14 protein-coding genes are annotated in these 20,669 nt (G+C 35.7%); 7 read left to right on the top strand and 7 right to left on the bottom strand.

What is annotated here, in order from left to right; translation table 11 throughout:
- Positions 1–10 precede the first annotated feature (10 nt).
- Entirely contained in the window at positions 11–628 is a 618-nt protein-coding gene (recR, locus tag ABD792_RS15005) for a recombination mediator RecR (protein WP_345007096.1), read from the bottom strand.
- Between the two features lie 137 nt (positions 629–765).
- Between recR and ABD792_RS15000 the strand changes: the two genes are divergently transcribed.
- Entirely contained in the window at positions 766–2,229 is a 1,464-nt protein-coding gene (locus tag ABD792_RS15000) for a sodium:solute symporter (protein WP_345007095.1), read from the top strand.
- Here the strand turns inward: ABD792_RS15000 and ABD792_RS14995 are convergent.
- Positions 2,200–2,562 carry a CoA-binding protein gene (locus tag ABD792_RS14995; protein ID WP_345007094.1) on the bottom strand — a complete coding sequence of 121 codons (363 nt, stop codon included), beginning with the start codon at positions 2,560–2,562 and terminating at the stop codon, positions 2,200–2,202. The two genes, ABD792_RS15000 and ABD792_RS14995, sit on opposite strands and share 30 nt — an antisense overlap.
- A gap of 100 nt (positions 2,563–2,662) precedes the next feature.
- On the opposite strand from ABD792_RS14995, the gene ABD792_RS14990 reads away from it, so the two are divergent.
- Positions 2,663–5,116 carry a TonB-dependent receptor gene (locus ABD792_RS14990; RefSeq protein ID WP_345007093.1) on the top strand — a complete coding sequence of 818 codons (2,454 nt, stop codon included), beginning with the start codon at positions 2,663–2,665 and terminating at the stop codon, positions 5,114–5,116.
- A 599-nt stretch (positions 5,117–5,715) separates the two neighbouring features.
- Here the strand turns inward: ABD792_RS14990 and ABD792_RS14985 are convergent.
- The gene (locus tag ABD792_RS14985; RefSeq protein ID WP_345007092.1) at positions 5,716–6,720 is read right to left on the bottom strand and encodes a 3-oxoacyl-ACP synthase III family protein; all 1,005 of its coding nucleotides are present in this window, start codon (positions 6,718–6,720) and stop codon (positions 5,716–5,718) included.
- A 224-nt stretch (positions 6,721–6,944) separates the two neighbouring features.
- On the opposite strand from ABD792_RS14985, the gene htpG reads away from it, so the two are divergent.
- Together htpG and ABD792_RS14975 are read left to right on the top strand one after the other, a co-directional pair.
- The gene (htpG, locus tag ABD792_RS14980) at positions 6,945–8,855 is read left to right on the top strand and encodes a molecular chaperone HtpG (RefSeq protein ID WP_345007091.1); all 1,911 of its coding nucleotides are present in this window, start codon (positions 6,945–6,947) and stop codon (positions 8,853–8,855) included.
- A gap of 133 nt (positions 8,856–8,988) precedes the next feature.
- Entirely contained in the window at positions 8,989–9,441 is a 453-nt protein-coding gene (locus tag ABD792_RS14975; protein ID WP_345007090.1) for an FKBP-type peptidyl-prolyl cis-trans isomerase, read from the top strand.
- Between the two features lie 94 nt (positions 9,442–9,535).
- Here ABD792_RS14975 and ABD792_RS14970 read toward each other — a convergent pair whose 3' ends face one another.
- Positions 9,536–14,479: a DUF8202 domain-containing protein gene (locus ABD792_RS14970; protein WP_345007089.1), complete on the bottom strand. Its 4,944-nt coding sequence runs from the start codon at positions 14,477–14,479 to the stop codon at positions 9,536–9,538.
- 291 nt (positions 14,480–14,770) lie between these two features.
- On the opposite strand from ABD792_RS14970, the gene ABD792_RS14965 reads away from it, so the two are divergent.
- On the top strand, positions 14,771–15,730 hold the full coding sequence (locus ABD792_RS14965) for a tetratricopeptide repeat protein (RefSeq protein ID WP_345007088.1): 960 nt from the start codon (positions 14,771–14,773) through the stop codon (positions 15,728–15,730).
- A gap of 4 nt (positions 15,731–15,734) precedes the next feature.
- Here ABD792_RS14965 and rsmG read toward each other — a convergent pair whose 3' ends face one another.
- Positions 15,735–16,364 carry a 16S rRNA (guanine(527)-N(7))-methyltransferase RsmG gene (gene rsmG, locus ABD792_RS14960; RefSeq protein WP_345007087.1) on the bottom strand — a complete coding sequence of 210 codons (630 nt, stop codon included), beginning with the start codon at positions 16,362–16,364 and terminating at the stop codon, positions 15,735–15,737.
- Positions 16,365–16,506: 142 nt separating this feature from the next.
- Here rsmG and ABD792_RS14955 point away from each other — a divergent pair, with 142 nt between their 5' ends.
- Together ABD792_RS14955 and ABD792_RS14950 are read left to right on the top strand one after the other, a co-directional pair.
- Positions 16,507–17,607, top strand: a complete 1,101-nt coding sequence (locus tag ABD792_RS14955; protein ID WP_345007086.1) for a fatty acid desaturase family protein — start codon at positions 16,507–16,509, stop codon at positions 17,605–17,607.
- A gap of 19 nt (positions 17,608–17,626) precedes the next feature.
- Positions 17,627–18,814 (top strand): pyridoxal phosphate-dependent aminotransferase, encoded by a 1,188-nt coding sequence (locus ABD792_RS14950; RefSeq protein WP_345007085.1) that lies wholly within the window; start codon positions 17,627–17,629, stop codon positions 18,812–18,814.
- Between the two features lie 59 nt (positions 18,815–18,873).
- On the opposite strand, the gene ABD792_RS14945 is transcribed toward ABD792_RS14950, so the two are convergent.
- Both ABD792_RS14945 and ABD792_RS14940 read right to left on the bottom strand, forming a co-directional pair.
- The gene (locus ABD792_RS14945) at positions 18,874–19,137 is read right to left on the bottom strand and encodes a hypothetical protein (protein WP_345007084.1); all 264 of its coding nucleotides are present in this window, start codon (positions 19,135–19,137) and stop codon (positions 18,874–18,876) included.
- Positions 19,138–19,392: 255 nt separating this feature from the next.
- Positions 19,393–20,522 (bottom strand): IS3 family transposase gene (locus tag ABD792_RS14940; protein ID WP_345007082.1). Its coding sequence is split into 2 segments (ribosomal slippage): positions 19,393–20,261 and positions 20,261–20,522, totalling 1,131 coding nucleotides; the frame shifts between segments, so codons are not numbered across the junction.
- Positions 20,523–20,669 lie beyond the last annotated feature (147 nt).

Raw genomic sequence — 20,669 nt, 5'->3', positions numbered from 1 at the left:
TAAAAATAAATTACGATTTCAAGGAGTTTTCAAAAGGTATTCTGTTTACTATACTCCTTCCTAAAGTAACCTCATCGGCATACTCCAATTCGTCGCCCACTGCAATCCCCCGGGCAATAGTAGATGTGTAAACTTTATAATCTTGAATTTGTTTATATATGTAAAAATTAGTTGTATCTCCTTCCATAGTAGAACTTAACGCAAAAATAAGTTCTTTTATTTTCCCCTGTTCAATCTTTTTTACTAACGACTCAATATTTAAATCGTGAGGCCCAATACCGTCCATTGGTGATATTTTCCCTCCCAAAACATGGTACAACCCCTTAAAAGAACTTGTATTCTCTATTGCCATAACATCCCTGATGTCCTCCACTACACAAACAACAGATTCATTTCTATTGGGGCTTGCACAAATTTCACAAAGATCGGCATCACTAATATTATGACAAGATTTACAAAATTTCACATCTTGACGCATCTGCTTCAATGCTTCGGACAGAGCTACAGTTTGTTCTTTTGGCTGTCTTAACAAATGCAAGACCAAACGCAATGCCGTTCGTTTACCTATACCTGGTAGTTGTGACATCTCATTAACAGCTCGTTCCAGTAATCTTGAAGAAAATTCCATAGATGCGAAATTACTATTTAGACACCAAATTCACTAATTTTAAAACATTCTTTTAAATACGGGGCATTGGATTTGGAATTTGAAGCTTAATATTTGTAATTTGAAAAACTTATATATAACAGCTACTATTTTTACTTATGACCGCAACACAAATCTTACTACTTATCGCTGGCTATTTTGGGGTACTTTTAACAATCTCTTATTTTACTGGAAAAAACGACAATAATGACGATTTTTTTAAAGCAGGAAAGCAATCGCCGTGGTATTTGGTAGCGTTTGGTATGGTTGGAGCCTCTCTTTCTGGCGTAACTTTCATATCGGTTCCTGGATGGATACAAGGATCGCAGTTTAGTTATTTTCAAGTGGTATTAGGATACATGTTTGGATATCTTGTTGTTGCTTATATTCTATTACCTATTTATTACAAACTTAATGTCACGTCGATTTACGAATATTTATTACAGCGCTTTGGTGTTGTTAGCCATAAAACGGGTGCCTTTTTCTTTTTTGTCTCTAGAGTCTTAGGCGCTGCCTTTAGATTGTTTTTAGTAGCCATCGTGTTACAGCAATTTGTATTCAAGGCGTGGAATGTTCCGTTTGAAATTACCGTTGTTATTTCAATTTCGCTTATTTGGATTTACACTAACAAAGGCGGTATTAAGACCATTGTTTGGACCGATACGCTACAAACTTTATTCATGATATTGGCGGTTATACTTTCTATCTATTTTATAAATGAAAGTTTAGGTTGGAGCTTTAGTGAATTTTTAGCTTCAAACGAGTTAAAAACTTACAGCAATATATTTGTTACGGATAGTTTTTTAGAACGAAGTCATTTTGTCAAATCATTTATAGGAGGCATGTTTGTCACAATTTGCATGACAGGCTTAGACCAAGATATGATGCAAAAAAACCTAACCTGTAAATCTTTAAAAGATGCCCAGAAAAATATGGTCTCATTTAGTATTGTATTGGTTTTTGTAACATTGTTATTCATGTACTTAGGCGCTTTACTTTACATATTTGCAAATAAGCATAATATAGCCATCCCCCTAATGGATGGCAAGCCTAAAACCGATTTATTATTCCCAGAAATAGCCCTAAACAGTGGTTTAGGAATTACTCTTGCCATTACATTTATGCTAGGTTTAATTGCTGCGGCCTATAGCAGTGCGGATAGTGCCTTAACATCATTAACCACATCCTTTTGTATAGATTTTTTAAATATTGACAAAAAACCAAAAGCACTACAAAAAAGCATTAGGAAGAAAGCCCACATCGGCATGAGCATTTTACTAATCATTGCTATTATTATCTTTAAATACGTGCTCAACAGCAATGTTATTGACAGTCTATTGACTGTTGCAGGTTACACCTATGGACCATTATTGGGGCTATTTGCATTTGGTATTTTCACAAAATACAAAGTAAAAGACAAATACGTATGGATAGTTGCATTATGCTCTGTTATTCTAATAACTATTATAGGTGAAATTCCTCCTGAAAGATTAGGAGGCTATGTATTGGGCTATGAACTTTTACCTCTTAACGGATTACTTACTTTTATTGGCCTAATACTGATTAGAAGCAAGCAACACTAACGTACAGGCCTCTTCAAAACAAATACCATTAGCCTTTAATATAGTATAAAGTTCAGGATTCTCTGTTCCTGGATTAAAAATGACCCGTTTAGGGCTTAACGATACGATAAAGTCATAATACCCCTTCTGATTTCCGGGGTTAAGATACAATGTTACCGTATGTACGTCTTTATATGGTTTTACTTCCGTATCTACCCATACCCCAAAAACATCCCCACTCTTCACACCAAGAGCTACCACTTCCACACCATGATTTACCAATCTGTTAATTGCGAAATTTGAAAACCGGAAAGACTTAAGTGAAGCACCCAATACTAATGTTTTTTTCTTCATTATGTTAAAAAGATGTTAAGTTAAATAAATTAAGTAACAGAACGGGTAATTTCAAGTCTTACAAGAAAACAATCAATCAAAAAAACAAGCATCAAAAAAAATGAAGAAACTATATTTTCTATGCTTTCTATTAAACTTTATAGCAATAATAGAAGTATACCCTAAAACCCCCGACATAAACATCGATAAAACCGGTACTATTTCAGGGAAAGTTTTAGACGCAAAACTACAACAACCCTTACCCTACGTAAATGTTATTGTGAAAAAAGTTTCTGGAGAAACCTTAACGGGTGGTATCACCAATGAAGACGGTTCCTTCGAAATTATAAAAGTTATAGAAGGCAACTTTATAGTAAACATTCAATACATAGGCTACAAGACCATTAGCAAAGAAGTAACCATTGGCAAAGGAAACTACAAGGTTGATCTAGGTAATATCCTGCTCGAGGAAGCCTTAGAAGGTTTAGATGAAGTCACCGTTATTGCCGAAACCTCCAGCGTTGTTCAGAAAATAGATCGCAAAGTTATTAACGTCGGTAAGGATTTAACCTCTGCAGGCACGACAGCATCTGAATTGCTTAACAACATACAATCTGTTAGTGTTGATTCCCAAACGGGTAACTTAAGTCTAAGAGGAAATGAGAATGTTCGTGTTTTAATAGATGGTAAACCAAGTAATGTAAGTGTTTCTCAGTTACTCAAACAAATACCTTCTTCCTCTATTAAGCAAATAGAGCTTATTACCAACCCATCAGCTAAATACAACCCTGAAGGTATGAGTGGTATTATAAACATTATTTTACACAAAAATGCAAATCAGGGGTTCAATGGAAATATTGACACTGGCATAACGAGAGGCATCAACACAAGGTTTAATGGCTCTATAGGCATGAACTACAAAACTGGAAAATTAAATTTTTACACAAACTACGGCACCAATAGTGGCAAATCCGACAATAACGGTTTTGTTGAAAGAGACGGTAATAATTCACTTCAAAATTTTAAATTTCAAAACGATGCGGAGTCTCATTTGGCAAAATTCGGTATTGATTTTTTTGCAGATGACAAGAATACATTTTCCATTTACACTATACAAAACAACTTTGACAATGAAGGAATAGGAAACGTTAAAATTCAGGACAACAATACCCTTGCAACTGACAACACGAATATTTCAATTAACGACAATTACGAACAAACTTATAATTTTAACTATCGATTAGATTTTAATAAGGAAGGGCACAAAATTGAATTTGAATCCAATTATTCCAAACTTAAGGGAACCGAAAACGCCATTTCTGAAGAATACATAGATCCTTCTGATCCTTTTTTAAATTACACAAACGACATAAACAATATTAGAAACAACACGCTGATTAACCTGGATTACACAAATCCATTATCAGAAAACAGCAAACTAGAATTGGGGCTTGAATACCGATTGAACAAAACGGAAAACGATTCGGATTCCTCACAACACGAATTTGTTTTAGACGATTCTGGAAACCAAGTTCCAGATGGCAATGGTGGCTTTGAAACGCAGGACACCCCAAATATTTCATTTACCTACAATAGAAACATCTACTCGGCTTATGCCAATTACAATTATGAATTAAAAACAATTTCTATGCAATTGGGTGCCCGTTTTGAACAATACGAAATTGAGGGCGACTTTTATAAAGGTTCAGACAAATTAAGTGTAAATGATGCTATTTTTTCGGTATACCCATCGGCATTTATAACTTATAATCCAACCGAAAAGAACCAGTTTCAAATTAGCTACAGCAGACGCGTAGACCGTCCTTCACTTGGTCAAATAAACCCGATTCGACAGTGGACCACCCCTCGGGTTACAAGTGTTGGCAACCCAAACTTAAACCCACAATTCACCAACTCTTTTGAACTTAATTACACGAGACAGCTAAAAAAAGGATCGTTGTCATTTGGCACATTTTATCGTCGTGTAAACGGCACCATTAACAGAATTGTCAATAAGGATCCTTTTGATGAAGATAAGGTGCTTCTTACGTTTTCCAATTACAATAACACCAATCGGTATGGTTTTGAGGTAGCTGCCAATTATAAAATAACCAAATGGTGGAGTGCCAATGCTAGTACCGACTTATACTTACAAAAACAATCAGGCATTGCAAACGGCGAACAGTTGGAAGTTACCAATAATGCCTTTAATGCACGTATTAATAACAACTTTACAGCAACAAAAAATTTACGGTTTCAATTATTTTACATGTTCACTGGAGGAGGCAGAAGCATTCAGTTTGACGTAAGGTCTATGTCTATGCTAAATGCCGGTGCCAGTCTCAATATTTTAAAGAATAAAGGCTCAATAAGCTTTAGAGTAAATGACATCTTTAAAGGCATGCGATTTAAATTTGATGCCAAAACACCCTACCCTTCTAATGGACAGTTTAACTGGGAAAGCAGAACTGCCTATATCGGTTTCTCTTATCGTTTTGGAGGAGGAAAAAACCAAGCGCTTCGAAGAAAGAGCAGGGATAGCAACGAAACCAAGGATAGTGGCGGTTTTTTATAAACTCCGCACCTCAATTGTTAAATAATTAACAAATAACACATATTCGTATAATATGGTTATTTTTTTACATGTGCTTAATTTTAATTGTAACTAGCATGCCCATTAGCATCGAATATCGAATTTTTATTTGAATTAGTCACTTAATTAAAAAATTATCTTCAATTGCTAATTGCCCTGAAATATTGACATAATAGCATATAAAAATAACCCTACAAAAGCTTTTGTAGGGTTATTTTTTATAATTTTTCAAAAAAATAAAATTACAACACAATAATTATCAAAACTATACGTTGTGGTTTTATACTATCTAGCCGAAACGAACAATAATTATTTAGAGTTAGTCACCTACATATTAATAAATTTCGCAAAAGAAAGATTAGTATAAGTAAAAAACCGAAGCCAATTGGCTTCGGTTTTTTTTCTTTTTATGATGTTAAAAAACGTTAAAAATTATCTTTCATGCAATATTCTATACTTTTTTACGTCTAGTAAATAGATCCTTCACATTAGACATAGTGTTAGTTGGAGTTGATTAATAGCTAGAAAAATCCGAAGCCATATATGGTTTCGGATTTTTTGTTCTTGTTACTTACTATCCATTACCACCTTATAACAGCGCTAGCCCAGGTAAAACCACTACCAAAAGCTGCCAAAACTACTATATCCCCTGTATTAATCTTACCCTCTTCCCAAGCTTCGGTTAACGCGATAACCACAGAAGCAGCCGTTGTATTTCCATACTTCATAATATTATTGAATACCTGTTCATCAGTTAACCCAAACTTCTTCTGAATATATTGTGCAATGCGCAAATTTGCCTGGTGAGGAATAAGCATATCAATAGCTCCTTTTGTCAGACCATTTTTTACAAGAGCCTCCATGATAACCTCACTAAAGCGCACCACAGCATGTTTAAACACAAAAGTCCCATCCATATATGGAAAGTATGACAAATCTTCGTTCTCAGATTCTAAAATTTCTGGCACCCAGTGCGCAATACTTGGTGATGCCACCATTAATTTTTCTGCATATTTCCCTTCGCTATGCAAATGAGTAGACAAAATTCCTTTGGTATTATCTTCTTCTCTTGATAGCACACAAGCTCCTGCCCCATCTCCAAAAATAACAGTAACGCCTCTACCTCGTGTGGTTTTATCTAATCCATTACTATGGTATTCAGCTCCAATAACCAAAATATTTTTATACATACCAGTTTTAATAAACTGATCGGCCACTGACAATGCGTACACAAAACCAGAACACTGGTTTCTAACATCTAGAGCTCCCACCGTTGGCATCTCCAGCATATCTTGAATTTGCACACCGCAACCAGGAAAATAATAATCAGGGCTTAATGTTGCAAAAACAATAAAGTCAATATCATCCTTGGTCAGTCCGGCACGATCTATGGCAATCTTAGCAGCCTTAGCTCCCATAACCGCCGAAGTATCTCCCGTGTTTTTTTCGATCCATCGGCGTTCTTTTATACCCGTTCGCTCTTGTATCCAAGCATCGCTAGTATCCATAATCTTTGACAAATCGTCATTAGTCACCACATTATCAGGAACATATTTTCCTAAACCTATTATTTTCGAATTATACATGACACCTGCTTTTTTATTTAAACATTTTCTAGTTTTCTGTTCAAGAAAAATACGAAATTAAATCCTTAAATACGAACTGTTACACGCTTTATATCTTCAAAACAAATGTCAGTTTGTCATCTTTTAACGATTGGCATTTTTGTTGCCCTGCCCTGTATGTATTTAAAGCAAATAACTAATTTTTCGAGCGTTCCCTGAAGAATGCCTAATAAATTTATTGAATTATGACAAAAGGAAATATTAATGTATCGGTAGAAAACATCTTTCCACTTATTAAAAAATTCTTGTATAGTGATCACGAAATCTTTTTACGCGAGTTAATAAGTAATGCAACAGATGCTACTTTAAAATTAAAACACCTTACCAATATTGGAGAAGCAAAAGTTGAATATGGCAATCCGCAAATTGAAGTTAAAATAGACAAAGAGGGCAAGAAACTGCACATTATAGACCAAGGACTTGGTATGACTGCAGAAGAAGTTGAAAAATACATCAACGAAGTTGCCTTTTCTGGAGCTGAAGAGTTTTTGGACAAATATAAAGATTCTGCTAAGGATTCTGGCATTATAGGTCATTTTGGACTGGGCTTCTATTCTGCTTTTATGGTTGCCAATAAAGTCGAGATTATTACCAAATCTTATAAAGACGAATCTGCCGCACACTGGACTTGCGATGGCAGTCCAGAATTCACCCTAGAGGCTTCAGACAAAACCGACAGAGGCACCGAAATTGTACTGCACATTGCAGAAGATTCTACCGAGTTTTTGGAAGAAAGTCGTATTCGTGAGCTACTATTAAAGTACAACAAGTTTATGCCTATTCCAATTAAATTTGGAACAAAGGAAATTGATGATCCAGACTTTACTCCTAAAACCATAAAAGATAAAGAAGGCAATGAAACAACTGAGCCGCACAAAAAAATTACAGTAGATGATATTATAAACAACCCTAATCCTGCTTGGACTAAACAACCTTCAGACTTAGAGGAGCAAGATTACAAGGACTTTTACAGAGAATTGTATCCAATGCAATTTGAAGAGCCCTTATTCAACATTCACCTAAATGTAGATTACCCGTTTAATTTAACCGGGATCCTGTATTTTCCCAAAATGACACAGGATTTAAACATGCAAAAAGACAGGATCCAACTCTATCAAAATCAAGTTTTTGTTACAGACAATGTAGAGGGAATTGTTCCCGAATTCCTAACCATGCTACGCGGTGTTATCGATTCGCCAGACATTCCTTTAAACGTATCGCGTTCGTACTTACAAGCCGACGGTGCTGTAAAAAAGATTTCATCTTATATTACTCGCAAAGTAGCCGACAAATTAAAATCTCTTTTTAACAATAACAGAGAAGATTTTGAAGCCAAATGGAACGACATTAAGATTGTAATTGAGTACGGTATGCTTTCTGAAGAGAAATTCTTCGAAAAAGCAGATGCCTTTGCTCTATACCCAACGGTTGACGGATCTTATTATACCTACGAGGAACTGTACAACAAGATTAAAGCGAACCAAACCGATAAGGACGATAAATTGGTAATCTTGTACGCTTCCAACAAAGATGAACAACATAGTTATATTGAAACAGCAAAAGCAAAAGGTTATGAAGTGTTATTGCTAGATTCTCCAATTGTGTCGCATTTAATGCAAAAACTGGAAACAACGAAAGAAAACATTTCTTTTGCCCGTGTTGATGCAGATCACATTGACAAATTGATTAAAAAAGAGGACACTACAATTTCCAAACTGGATGAGGAACAAACCAAAACACTCGACGAGCTACTAAAAGAAGTTATTCCTTCTGAGAAGTTTATGGTTCAATTGGAAGCCATGGACAGTAACGATTCGCCATTTATGATTACACAGCCAGAGTTTATGAGACGCATGAAAGAGATGCAGGCAACTGGTGGCGGCGGCATGTTTGGTATGGGTAATATGCCAGAAATGTATAATCTTGTTGTAAATACAAATTCAGAATTGGTAAGCGATATTCTTGCAACTAAAACCAAGAAAAAGCAAGAACGCTTAATCAACCAAGGATTAGATTTAGCTCGCCTTTCCCAAGGACTTTTAAAAGGTGAAGAGTTAACCAACTTTATTAAGCGTAGCTACGAAATGATCAAATAAGATTTTAAAACATTTCAATTTTAAATACTAAGAAACTTAAACAAAACCACTCTGCAATAACAGGGTGGTTTTACTTTTTAAAGCACGAACACAAATTACCTATATTTGCTTCTTGAAAAAAAAAAAAAAAAGAATGAAAAAAACATTTATTGCCTTAGTAACATGCGTTATCGCTCTATCATGCTCAAAAAAAGAAGTAACCGATTTTGTTTCTAAAAACGATGAAGAAATAAAAAGCTATTTAGCGGATAACAATTTAACTGCCGAAAAAAGCAACACCGGCTTGTATTACATTATTAACGAACCAGGCATCGGTGCCCAGCCTACTTTCTCCTCTGATGTAACCGTTGCCTACAAAGGCTACTTTACCAACGGTAATGTTTTTGACCAAAGTAACAGTGAGGGCATTTCATTTAACCTACAACAGGTTATAAGCGGATGGACCGAGGGCATCACGTATTTTAAAGAAGGTGGAAGTGGCATGCTTTTAATTCCTGCTCATTTGGGCTATGGCAATAACTATTACAATGGTATCCCTGGTGGATCTGTCCTTATTTTTGAAATCAACTTGATCTCGGTAAACTAGATAGCTACTTGCTTAAAACGCACAGCCCTGAATTAGTATTCGGGGCTGTGCGTTTCATCTTGCTTTCAAGTCAATCTAAAATCTAGCTTGGTTATTATTTATTGACTACAATCTTTTTAACTACAACACCATTATTTGTATTAAACCTTAAAATATAAATACCCGATTTAAGCTGTTTAAGCTTTATTACTTTTCTGGCTCTAACCTTATTTATCTTCAAACGTTTTCCAAAGAAATTGTACAGCGTAACATTAAACACCTCGGTTTGTCCTTTGGGTTTTATAACTAACGAGGACGTTTCTGAGTCAAAATAAACGACATAATCATCTACAAGAAGCTCATCATCATCAACTTGATTTGGCTTAAATACTAATGAGAACCTATCTTCGTATTTTCCTGCATCTAAATAAATCTCGTATGGTTCATTGTTTATCTGATATGTTTCACCAGTTACACCATCTTTTATATAAACTGCCAAATCTGGATCCAGGTTTTCAACTGCATCTATTTTTATAGCCACCATACCAGATCGGTTTAGGCTCAGTCCTAAGGGCAGTTCCTGATCTGCTTCAAAATTACCAACGCCTTGTATTACAAACTTACTACCATGAAGCATCCAATACATATCGTCCTTGTTAACATCAGCAAGAGGAGCATCATATCCCAAATCAAAATCATTGGTAGCATTTTTATCTACGCCAACCAAAAGCTGTCTCTGAAAACCTAATGGCGATATAAATCGCAACCTGATTTTGGATCGCTCATCCTTACGTTTTTCTACTGTTGCCTTTTTCGTACTGTTTGGCTTAAAAAATACTGACCCCTCATTTGTGCCAGTAATACCTTCACGAACAAACACGCGCTGGCTATTTTTAAATACTACTGTTCCACCTTCTACCGTTGTAGTCGCCCCACTGACATCAGAAGGCAGATGGGTAGACACAAAAAAGCCTTGGTTTACCGGAATGTAACGTTCTGGAATTCTACCTCCACCTACTATTGGAAAAGAACTATTTGTCGAATATGCCTCAGTACCGCCCATAAGTGTATAGGTAGCATAGCCCCCAATATAATCTGCCAGATAATGCGAATTAATCTCCCCAAAGTGATGCAGAAAATACAACACCCCATTTATTACATTGGCATTATTTCTTCCTACTTCCCCATTAATGGTTTCGGTAGTCTTTATATTATCCAAAATAAACTCATCGGCATCAATAGCTGAAGGGTACGGATTTCCCAACAATCGGTCTACATCTCCCAAAGACTTGTCCAATTCCAAACTAACATCACCATTATTTGGCAACCCCTTAAACACATAATTTTGCAATACCGAAAGGTCTGTCACTCCAGAGGTTCCTTTCATTATAAAGCCCTCTCCTGGAAGCAACGATGACACTTCATTAATTCTAACCCATGAACCAAAATCCCCAGTAGCTCCATAGAACTTATAAAACCAACGCGTACTTATTGTTCTAGGATTAGAAGGCGTACTAGAATCGGCAGCTGTTTTATCGGGATCGAAATTTATATTTTGGTAAGAATCTGAAGAAGTCCCATCATATAAAACACCCGATATAGTATAATTGTTATTAACACTAGAACTTCCTGTCCCGCTTGTTTCTGTATTACCTGTTATTGGGCTTACCGAAGACGACCAATAATTATATTTAAAGCTATTAGCACTTCCTTGTTGATCCCTTTCGATGTATCCCCCGCTATCGGCATCTAAAATACTTCCTTCGTCCTGCACAAGTTGCGATTCACCCACCAAATCTATGACTCCATCTATTTCTAAATAATGCGTTACCCTTAAACTTTGCCCATCATTATTCTCTACGGGCGATGTAACAACGGGATCGGTAATAGTTAAGGTTCCTGAAGCATTTATAAGCCCTAAAACAGTAATATCTTTATCACCAGAGCTTATGTCGTGATTCGTTTCAACAATATTCCAATCAATATACGTTTCCCCATCCAAACTAAGTGCATTTGGCAGCATATTATCCGCACCATTAAGCCAAGTACCCGCATTGCTCCAAACACCACTAGTTGTAGACACATATGGCAACGGCGCTGTTTGACCGGATGCTAAATCCTTATCTTTATTTAAGTATTTTAAGCGCAAGAAATTCCTATCATCCGTTAGACCTTCTACCGTAGACCCGTAGAACGAATTAAAATCGTAATAAGCTTTTAGTTTATCCCATTGCAATGTTGACACTTCATTGCTTTCCACAGCCTGAGGCAATATTTTACCGTCTACCAAGCCCTCACCCGTCTTACTTATTTCTTGATTCATTAAATAACGTATCTGCCCTTCTGTCAATGCTTCATCCCAAACGTAAACCTCATCAATATCTCCCTTTAAGGGATTTTCGATAGTATTTTTATCGACATATAATGCTCCTACCGAAAAGTGGTTATAATTAAGGGATGGCGCAACCACATTAAGTTCAGATTTATCCAAAACACCATCAACATATAAAAAAATCGTACCGCTATTATATACAAGGGTTACATGGTGCCATTTCCCATCGTTAAGCTGCATAGTGGATGTAAATTTTGGTGTTACATCATCATCGACCAACACCTCTACTTGATCGGAAGTATTTATTCGTAATTGTAATTTACTCCCTTTGGACACAATAGTTCGTGGATCTGAACTCGACACACTGTACTTTATCCATGCAGAAATAGTAAATGCATCAATATTCAAATTAAGATCGGATGCTCCAACCAAATAATCACCACTATCAATATGTATAGCGTGATTTTCTGACAACTTCGAAGCCCGTCCAAAAGTAAAGTACTTTGTTCCATCAAAATCATACCAAGTTTGCAGATTTGAATTACCATCGGATTTCAACGGAATGACATCAATAATATCCGTATTGGAAAAACTATCGGCATCAGCAACAATCAATACATACTCTTCATCAGTCCCCAACGGGAAACCACTAAACGCATCATCAGGAATAGAAACATATACCTTTTCTACGTCTCCATTAACAGATTCCTTAGATTCCACTATTTTCCACTTTCTATCAATTCGCGTTAAAGACGTTGTTACTCCTGTAGTAATAGTTACCGTATTCGTATTTGTTCCTGTAAAAACATCATTATTACTTCCCCAAACCAAAAAATCGCCATCTTCTATAAATTCACTTATGTTGGCATTATTTGTTGTATAAATACCGTTTAAGCCAATTGTAACCTCATTAGTAGCATTAAGTGTTTTTGATTGTTTTTGATTTAAATCGGAAATAGAGTCTCTACCAATGCCAGCAACGTGATAATTGTACCCCGCATTGGCAGTTATATCCCATATGGTTGTATCGAAAGAATTTACATAGTTCTTTTGGGCTTCGGTCGACGCTCCTAAAGTAATCCCATATTTTATAGCTAAGTACGATTCTATTTTTTGTCTATCGGCGTCTGAAACACGTTCTGCGAATGTAAAGATTTCTGCTACACGTCCATTAAGATTACCAAAGTTACTATTAGTATTTATACCTATTTTATATGGTGTCCCCCAAGTAACATCAGGATCAGGCGCTGTATCAACGTATCCTACATTTTGAAATGTTGTAATAGTTTGCGTGGCCACAGGCATATCGTCTATGGAATTATAGAAAATAGTCATTCCATCAGATGCCGTCGCCGACTTATTACGCGCATTTATTATGCCGGCCACATCATAAGCCCTCGATGAAGATGCTGGTAAACTGTAATAGGGGTTTGTTGTGGATGAGCCTTGGTTATACCATAAACGCTCACTTGTTATATTGGACGTAAAATCCCCCATTCCTACACCTGTTACGTCATCGGAATCATCTACATAATTCTCTGGTGTAATTATATCGGATATGGATCCTGAAAAAATGGTCATTCCAGATGCAGTGGAAACATCAACGTCGGGCACCATAACAATAAATATATCTTGGCTATAAAAGCCATTACTATTATTGTAAAGATATTCATTGGTACTACCTCCATTGTTTTCAAATTGTATAACAGGATTAAAATTTATGTTAGAGGTCGCATCATCAATATAAGTTGGTCGTTTAGCTGTGCTCGATTGTATTGCATGCTTACCATTTGTACCTATATCTGCCCATTTTTCTACTTTTGAATTCGCATCTCTTGTAACTCCCCGCGTTGATTTTAACCATAATCTAAAATCAGCTGTAATACCCCCTGGTCCTGGTATATTATAGTCAAAAATTTCTGCACTAACATCAAAAGTAAATGTTGTATTATCTGAATTTGAAATACTTATTGTTGAGGTAAGTGTACCACTGGACACTGGTGCTAAAAAGGTAACACTAAAGATAATATAGGATCCCGGATCGATGCTTACTGGCAAGTTGGTTGTTGAACTATCGGGCAATATTAAATCCGTCTCAACAGAAAAATCACTTAATGAGCTTGAAATTGCAGTTACATCTAAAGGGCAGCTACCTGTACTTGTAATAATATAATTTCGAGTAACGGTACTTCCTTGATCTACCACCCCAAAATAAGTTCCTGTTTCTGCTGTAGTCGTAGTCGATCCATTGGCTATATCGGCATAGGGACTTCCTCCCAATACGTTTATTTCTGGAGTCCCTTCTAACCGAAACTCAAATTCAAAATCACCATCACTACCATTTAAATGTATTGTAACCCAAGTACTATTATCACAATTGCCACTTACGTTAGTAACCGTAAAATCGGTATACTTATCACCATTTTTACAAGCTTCAGGCTTAATATGTTTAGGCAAGGCTTCATTGGTTAACGAAAAACCAGTAGAGGGGTCCAAAGTTATATCTTCTACTTTAAGGTTGGCACACTTGGACTTTGTTCCAGTATTCGTAATCCTAAACGAGATAGCATTTCCGGCAGTAATTTCTATGATGTCGTATTCGTACACGATAGAACCGCCAATAATTTCTACTTGAATATCATCTTGCGAGTATCCAATAAAACCCACAAATAAAAACAACAAAACAAACTTAACCGATAATAGGAGAGAGACTGATTTGGGATCCATAGATAGAGAGACAATTGATGGATTATTAACTAATAAATAACAATTTACTAATCAAATATAACAATTAAGTTCACTTAAACCCGACGAAACACTAAAAAAACAAGACAAAACTCACAAAAACACGACAAAAAGTCCTTTTTCCAGATAAAAAACACAAACATGAAAGATTATTCTTTCTATGAAAAACAGAAAAATTAATCACAAAAACAAAAAATGGCTTTAAAATTGCTGTATCTTTAAAATACACTACTTTTATTTTAAAAAAATTCAATTTGAAATTCAATGCTTATCATGAAAATCAAACTTTTTACCTTATTTATTCTTACACCAATACTAACCTATGCCCAAGCCAACAAATTATACAGGAAAGCGATAAGGGCAACAGATTTAAACGAAAAAATAGAACTTTTTAATCAAGTTATAAACCTTGAACCCAAAAACTTAAATGCCTACTTTTACAGAGGTATTGCGAAAAATGACTTAGGAGATTATTCTGGAGCCATAGTAGATTACTCTAAAATACTAGTTTACAAACCCGATGCCGACACTTATTTTAATCGCGGCAATTCCAGGTATAGCCTAAAAGATTACGAAGGTGCTAAACAGGACTACCAAAAAGCCTTAGATATTGATCCGGATTTTATTGACGCGCTATTTAGTCTTGCCACATCCAAATACGATTTAAATGATTATTACGGAGCCATTAAAGATTTAAACAATGTTATAGAAACCGATCCGTACCATGCAAAAGCTTATAAGTTAAGAGCAACTTCATATAGTGCATTAGAAAAACATGAAATGGCACTTAAGGATTATAGTTTTCTTGTTCTCATCTATCCAAATGCAGAAACCTACTTCGATCGTGGGCTATTTTATATGGAATTAAATCATCATGAACAAGCACTCTCAGATTTTACTAAATCGATAAGGCATGATAAAAAAAACCCTTTTACATATTTTTTCAGGGGGATCTCAAATTTACACTTGGCCCAATATGCCAACGCCGTTTCCGATTTTTCCATTAACACATCCTTTGACTCTTCAGATTTTGACGCTTTAATTGGATTGGCAATTGGCTATAACAAATTAAATGATTTACCAAATGCACAATTAAACTTCGAAAAAGCAAAAAAAATATTAGCTAAAACAGCAAAAACAAAAAACACCAAGGCTTTGGAGTTTTATGCTGACAGCTATTGGTATCAAAAACAATATTACTTTTTTATCAATGGTGTTAAAGATCTCGAATAATACACTAACCTCTATATTTTAAAGGTAAGTGCACTACCTTTTTAGTTTCGAAAAAGGGTTCATCAAAACAATCGCTTAAGTTATATATAGTTGTTGTTTTATAGTCTTTTAACTCTTCAGACAAATCGCCTCCTTTTAAATACAAAATCCCATTTTTAAGATCATTATTCTGGGGTTTAGCGATTTTACCCTTTACCCAATGCACGAACGTAGGCATAATTGCCACAGCTCGACTTACAATAAAATCGTAAGTATCGTCGATGGCCTCTACTCTACTATGTGTGGTTTTAACATTAGTTAGTCCTAAGCCATCTACCACTTCATCTACTACTTTTAATTTTTTAGCGATACTATCTACCAAATGAAAGGAACATTGTGGGAATAAAATAGCCAATGGAATCCCTGGAAATCCACCTCCAGTCCCAACATCTAAAATTTTTGATCCATCACTAAATCCCATCACTTTTGCTATTCCAAGAGAATGTAAAACATGCCGTAGGTAAAGTTCATCGATATCCTTCCTTGACACAACATTAATCTTCAAGTTCCAGTCTTGATAAAGCGATTCTAATTTTTCAAATTTGGATATCTGATCTTCTGTTAGGTTGGTAAAATATTTTAAAATAAGTTCCATTAATGCGATATTTTATGCAAAAATATACTTTTTATATCCATATTTTTATGAAAATATTTATAAGTTAGATTTGTTTATTAACTATCTTTGCGGCAGGTATGAGCATAGGATTTAAACACCTATCATATTTTAAATTAATAGAATGACAAAACAAGCACTTTCATTTTCTAGAACAGATTCTGCTAAATTTTTTAGAACACTCAACAAACGCGTAAACGACTATTTTAAAGACAATAACATTAAACGTACCGGGAACTGGAAGCTTTGGATAAAAACCATTGTTATGTTCTCGTTATTCCTAACACCTTATTTTTTAATCTTAACATTAAACATTCCCGGTTGGGCTCAACTGTTGCTCACTATTGTAATGGGTGTTGGTATGGCTGGTGTTGGCATGAATGTCATGCACGATGGCAACCATGGTTCCTTTTCAAACAAGGAATGGGTTAACCGATTAATGGGAAGCAGTATTTACATATTAGCTGGTAATGTATACAACTGGAAAGTACAACATAACGTTTTACACCATACCTACACAAATATTCATGGGCATGATGAAGACTTAGAGGCCGGACGTATTTTACGTTTTTCAGAACATTCTGAATGGCGTTGGCATCATAAATTTCAACACTACTACTCTGTATTACTCTATGGTTTGCTTACAATTAATTGGGCCATTACTACAGATTTTCAACAAATGAGCCGTTATATGAAACGTAAATTATCATATGGCAAGTTTCCAAACCCTATATGGAACTGGAGTAAACTGGTTATTTCTAAAATTATTTATTTAGCTATTTGGATTGTATTACCCATGGTCATTTTAGACATTGCCTGGTGGAAAATATTGATCGGCTTTTTTATTATGCATTATACAGCTGGTTTAATTTTAAGTGTTGTTTTTCAGTTAGCACATGTTATGGAAGACGCCGAAATGCCACTTCCTGAAAAAGACGGCACCATGAAAAACACGTGGGCTGTTCACCAATTAAAAACTACGGTTAACTTTAGTACCAAAAACAAAATAGTTAACTGGTTTACAGGAGGCTTAAACCACCAAGTAGAACACCATATTTTTCCTCATATTAGTCATATACATTACACAAATATTTCTAAAATAGTTAAGGAAACAGCTAAAGAATTCAACTTACCTTATAACGAATATAAAACCACACGTAAGGCAATCATTGCCCATTTTAAACATTTAAAAGAAATGGGAATGAAACCGGCCTTACAAGTCTAATTTAACAGTTTAATCACTAATGAAGGATTTACTTTCTAACAGAATCAACAGCATACCTGCTTCTGCAACATTGGCTATGGCCGCAAAAGCCAGGGAATTAAGAGCCGAAGGCAAAGACATAATCGGTTTAAGCTTGGGGGAACCCGATTTTAACACGCCCGACTTTATAAAAGAAGCCGCTGTAAATGCCATAAACGAAAATTACAACTCGTATACTCCCGTAGATGGTTATGGTGAGCTTAAGGAAGCCATTTGCTTAAAATTTAAGCGCGACAACAACTTATCCTATACCCCAAACCAAATTGTTGTTTCTACTGGTGCCAAACAATCTATTGCCAATGTAGCACAGGTGCTTTTAAACCCTGGGGATGAAGTGCTATTACCTGCACCATATTGGGTAAGTTATTCTGCCATTGCTATTTTGTGCGAGGCTACTTTCAAAGAAATCCCTTCAAGTATTGAAAACGATTTCAAGATTACTCCGAAACAGTTGGAAGCTGCCATTACACCAAAAACTAAGATGGTATTTTTTAACTCTCCCAACAACCCGAGTGGCACCATTTACACTGAAGCCGAATACCGTGCTTTAGCCAAAGTGCTGGAGAAGCATCCAAATATTTACATTCTTTCGGATGAAATATACGAGCACATTAATTACGGAACACCAAACTTTAGCTTTGCTGCCATACCAAGTATGTACGACCGCACCATTACAGTAAATGGTGTTGCAAAGGCTTTTGCTATGACCGGATGGCGTATTGGGTATATTGGAGCTCCTGAGTGGATTGCTAAGGCTTGTACCAAAATGCAAGGACAGATTACCTCAGGCACCAATTGTATTGCACAACGTGCAACCATTACAGCGCTTAACGAATCACCAGATCGTATTAAATATATGGTCGATGAGTTTAAAGTACGTCGCGACCTTATTTTGGATTTATTGAACGATATAGAAGGTTTTAAAACAAACGTACCAGATGGTGCATTTTATGTTTTTCCAAATGTATCTGCATTCTTCGGCAAAACATTTGGAGGCAAATTAATTAATAATGCGTCAGACTTTGCTTTATATCTTTTAGAAGCAGCCAATGTTGCAACTGTTACTGGTGAAGCTTTTGGAAATCCGGATTGTATCCGTATCTCTTATGCTGCCTCTCAAGAACAAATTATTGAAGCTATAAAACGCATCAAAGAAGCACTTAGCTAACAAATTAAAGTTCATATAGAATAAATGAAAGCCGTTAAATTACTTTAACGGCTTTATTTTTAGGACATAAAATAAAAACCAAATAACATTACCAATACAACTATACTTGCAAATAAAACAGTATTAAAAACTGTACGTTGCTTCTGCTCCCGTTGCAACTTTTCCTTTAAATTTTGTAATGCTTCAGGTGTAGCTTTGGGAAAGTCTTTTAATCCCACATTAGCATAGTTACCATCTAATACTTTACTTTCTTTTCTTTTCGACAATAGTTTTCTATTATTTTTCATAGAAGTTATTGCTGATTGTACAACTCCAAAACTCATAATTTTAAAATTTTTAAATTATATGCATTAACCAGATGTAGTTATAGAACAACCTGTTCTTTAACTCATCTAGTTACTAAAATGTAAAAGATTATTATCGGGAAACCCCAGAAGAAATCAGTTAAGGATCAAAAAAAGCGCTCAATTATATGTAGCTATTTTTACAAGATTGTTACACATTTTTACATTTAATTGAAAAACACAAACCAACCACAGGCACACACCCTTATGTAGGCTCACCCAAATTAGAACTGTCTAATTTTCTAAAATTTCAATAAAGTTATTGTTTTTAATTGTAATGGAGCTAACTCCATTACAATTAACTTCTGCATATTTTATCGGGGACATTTTTCCTAATGCATCATGAGGCCTATAATGGTTGTAATCGTGCATCCATAATTGGGTTTGTTCTCGAACTTGGTCGATGGTCTCAAAAATATATCGATTGAGTACGCCCCTCCTGAAAGAACCATTAAAGCGTTCTATAAAGGCATTCTGGGTTGGTTTGCCTGGTTGTATGTATTGAAACGTTATGCCATGGATTTCACTCCACACAGATGTGATATTTGCTATGAACTCAGGCCCATTGTCCATGCGTATCTTTTGGGGCTTGCCTCTTTTGTTTACTAAATGGTTCAGAACCCAAACGATACGGTTGCTGGTCAAGGAAAAATCTATTTCTATATGCAGGGCCTCCCTGTTATAATCATCAATAACATTGAAAGCTCTAAAACGTCTTTTGTTTTCAAGTACATCCGTTACAAAATCCATGCTCCAAGTATAATTAAGAGCTTGCGGGACATCTAAAGGTTCTTTTATTCTTGCCGGTAAACGTTTCTTGGCTTTGCGCCTTAACGGTAATCCCAATGCTTTGTATACACGGTGAACGCGTTTGTGGTTCCAAGGCTTGCCTTCATCCTTTAAGCGGTCAAAAGCCTTCCAAAACCCTTCTTCTGGATGTTCCTCTGCCTTTTGGAGCAATGCTCGCTCTATCTCTTTATCCTCTTTAGGCAATGGCGTGTAATAGTAAACACTCTTACTCATATTTAAAACACGGCACGCCCTACTGATACCGTAGTGAATAAGTTCTTGGGCTATTACTCGTTTACGGTAGGGCCTTAAAGCTTTTTTTCGATGATCTCTTTGGCCATTTGGTGGTCCAGAGCCAGATTGGCATACATCTGTTTGAGTTTGCGGTTTTCTTCCTCCAACTCTTTGATGCGTTTGAGTTCTTTACCGTTCATGCCAGCATAGCGCTCACGCCATTTATAGAAGGCGGAAGTGCTTACACCGTGTTCACGCGTTATCTGTTCGACACTTTTCCCATTATCGAACTCTTTTAAAATCTTCGCTATTTGCTGAGGACTGAATTTACTTTTTCTCATAATTACTGTTTAAAGTTAATATTATTTTTACACTTTTAAACAGTTCGGTTTTAAGGGGAGCTTACACTTACTTTTATAGATCATTTAACTTTCTTGATTTATACTTAAAAGTGAGTATTTATTTTTATAAATAAACTTTTTACATTT

Origin of the sequence: Snuella lapsa (assembly GCF_039539345.1) — a bacterium.
Taxonomy (GTDB): domain Bacteria; phylum Bacteroidota; class Bacteroidia; order Flavobacteriales; family Flavobacteriaceae; genus Snuella; species Snuella lapsa.
This window is presented reverse-complemented; position numbering and strand designations above follow the sequence as displayed.

What these genes read in the sequence shown, in the direction of transcription:
- ABD792_RS14985 (WP_345007092.1), bottom strand. Translation starts at nt 6,720, where the DNA reads ATGTATAATTCGAAAATAATAGGTTTAGGAAAATATGTTCCTGATAAT.
- rsmG (WP_345007087.1), bottom strand. Translation starts at nt 16,364, where the DNA reads ATGGAACTTATTTTAAAATATTTTACCAACCTAACAGAAGATCAGATA.
- ABD792_RS14950 (WP_345007085.1), top strand. Translation starts at nt 17,627, where the DNA reads ATGAAGGATTTACTTTCTAACAGAATCAACAGCATACCTGCTTCTGCA.
- ABD792_RS14990 (WP_345007093.1), top strand. Translation starts at nt 2,663, where the DNA reads ATGAAGAAACTATATTTTCTATGCTTTCTATTAAACTTTATAGCAATA.
- ABD792_RS14995 (WP_345007094.1), bottom strand. Translation starts at nt 2,562, where the DNA reads ATGAAGAAAAAAACATTAGTATTGGGTGCTTCACTTAAGTCTTTCCGG.
- ABD792_RS14975 (WP_345007090.1), top strand. Translation starts at nt 8,989, where the DNA reads ATGAAAAAAACATTTATTGCCTTAGTAACATGCGTTATCGCTCTATCA.
- htpG (WP_345007091.1), top strand. Translation starts at nt 6,945, where the DNA reads ATGACAAAAGGAAATATTAATGTATCGGTAGAAAACATCTTTCCACTT.
- ABD792_RS14955 (WP_345007086.1), top strand. Translation starts at nt 16,507, where the DNA reads ATGACAAAACAAGCACTTTCATTTTCTAGAACAGATTCTGCTAAATTT.
- ABD792_RS14965 (WP_345007088.1), top strand. Translation starts at nt 14,771, where the DNA reads ATGAAAATCAAACTTTTTACCTTATTTATTCTTACACCAATACTAACC.
- ABD792_RS14945 (WP_345007084.1), bottom strand. Translation starts at nt 19,137, where the DNA reads ATGAGTTTTGGAGTTGTACAATCAGCAATAACTTCTATGAAAAATAAT.
- recR (WP_345007096.1), bottom strand. Translation starts at nt 628, where the DNA reads ATGGAATTTTCTTCAAGATTACTGGAACGAGCTGTTAATGAGATGTCA.
- ABD792_RS15000 (WP_345007095.1), top strand. Translation starts at nt 766, where the DNA reads ATGACCGCAACACAAATCTTACTACTTATCGCTGGCTATTTTGGGGTA.
- ABD792_RS14970 (WP_345007089.1), bottom strand. Translation starts at nt 14,479, where the DNA reads ATGGATCCCAAATCAGTCTCTCTCCTATTATCGGTTAAGTTTGTTTTG.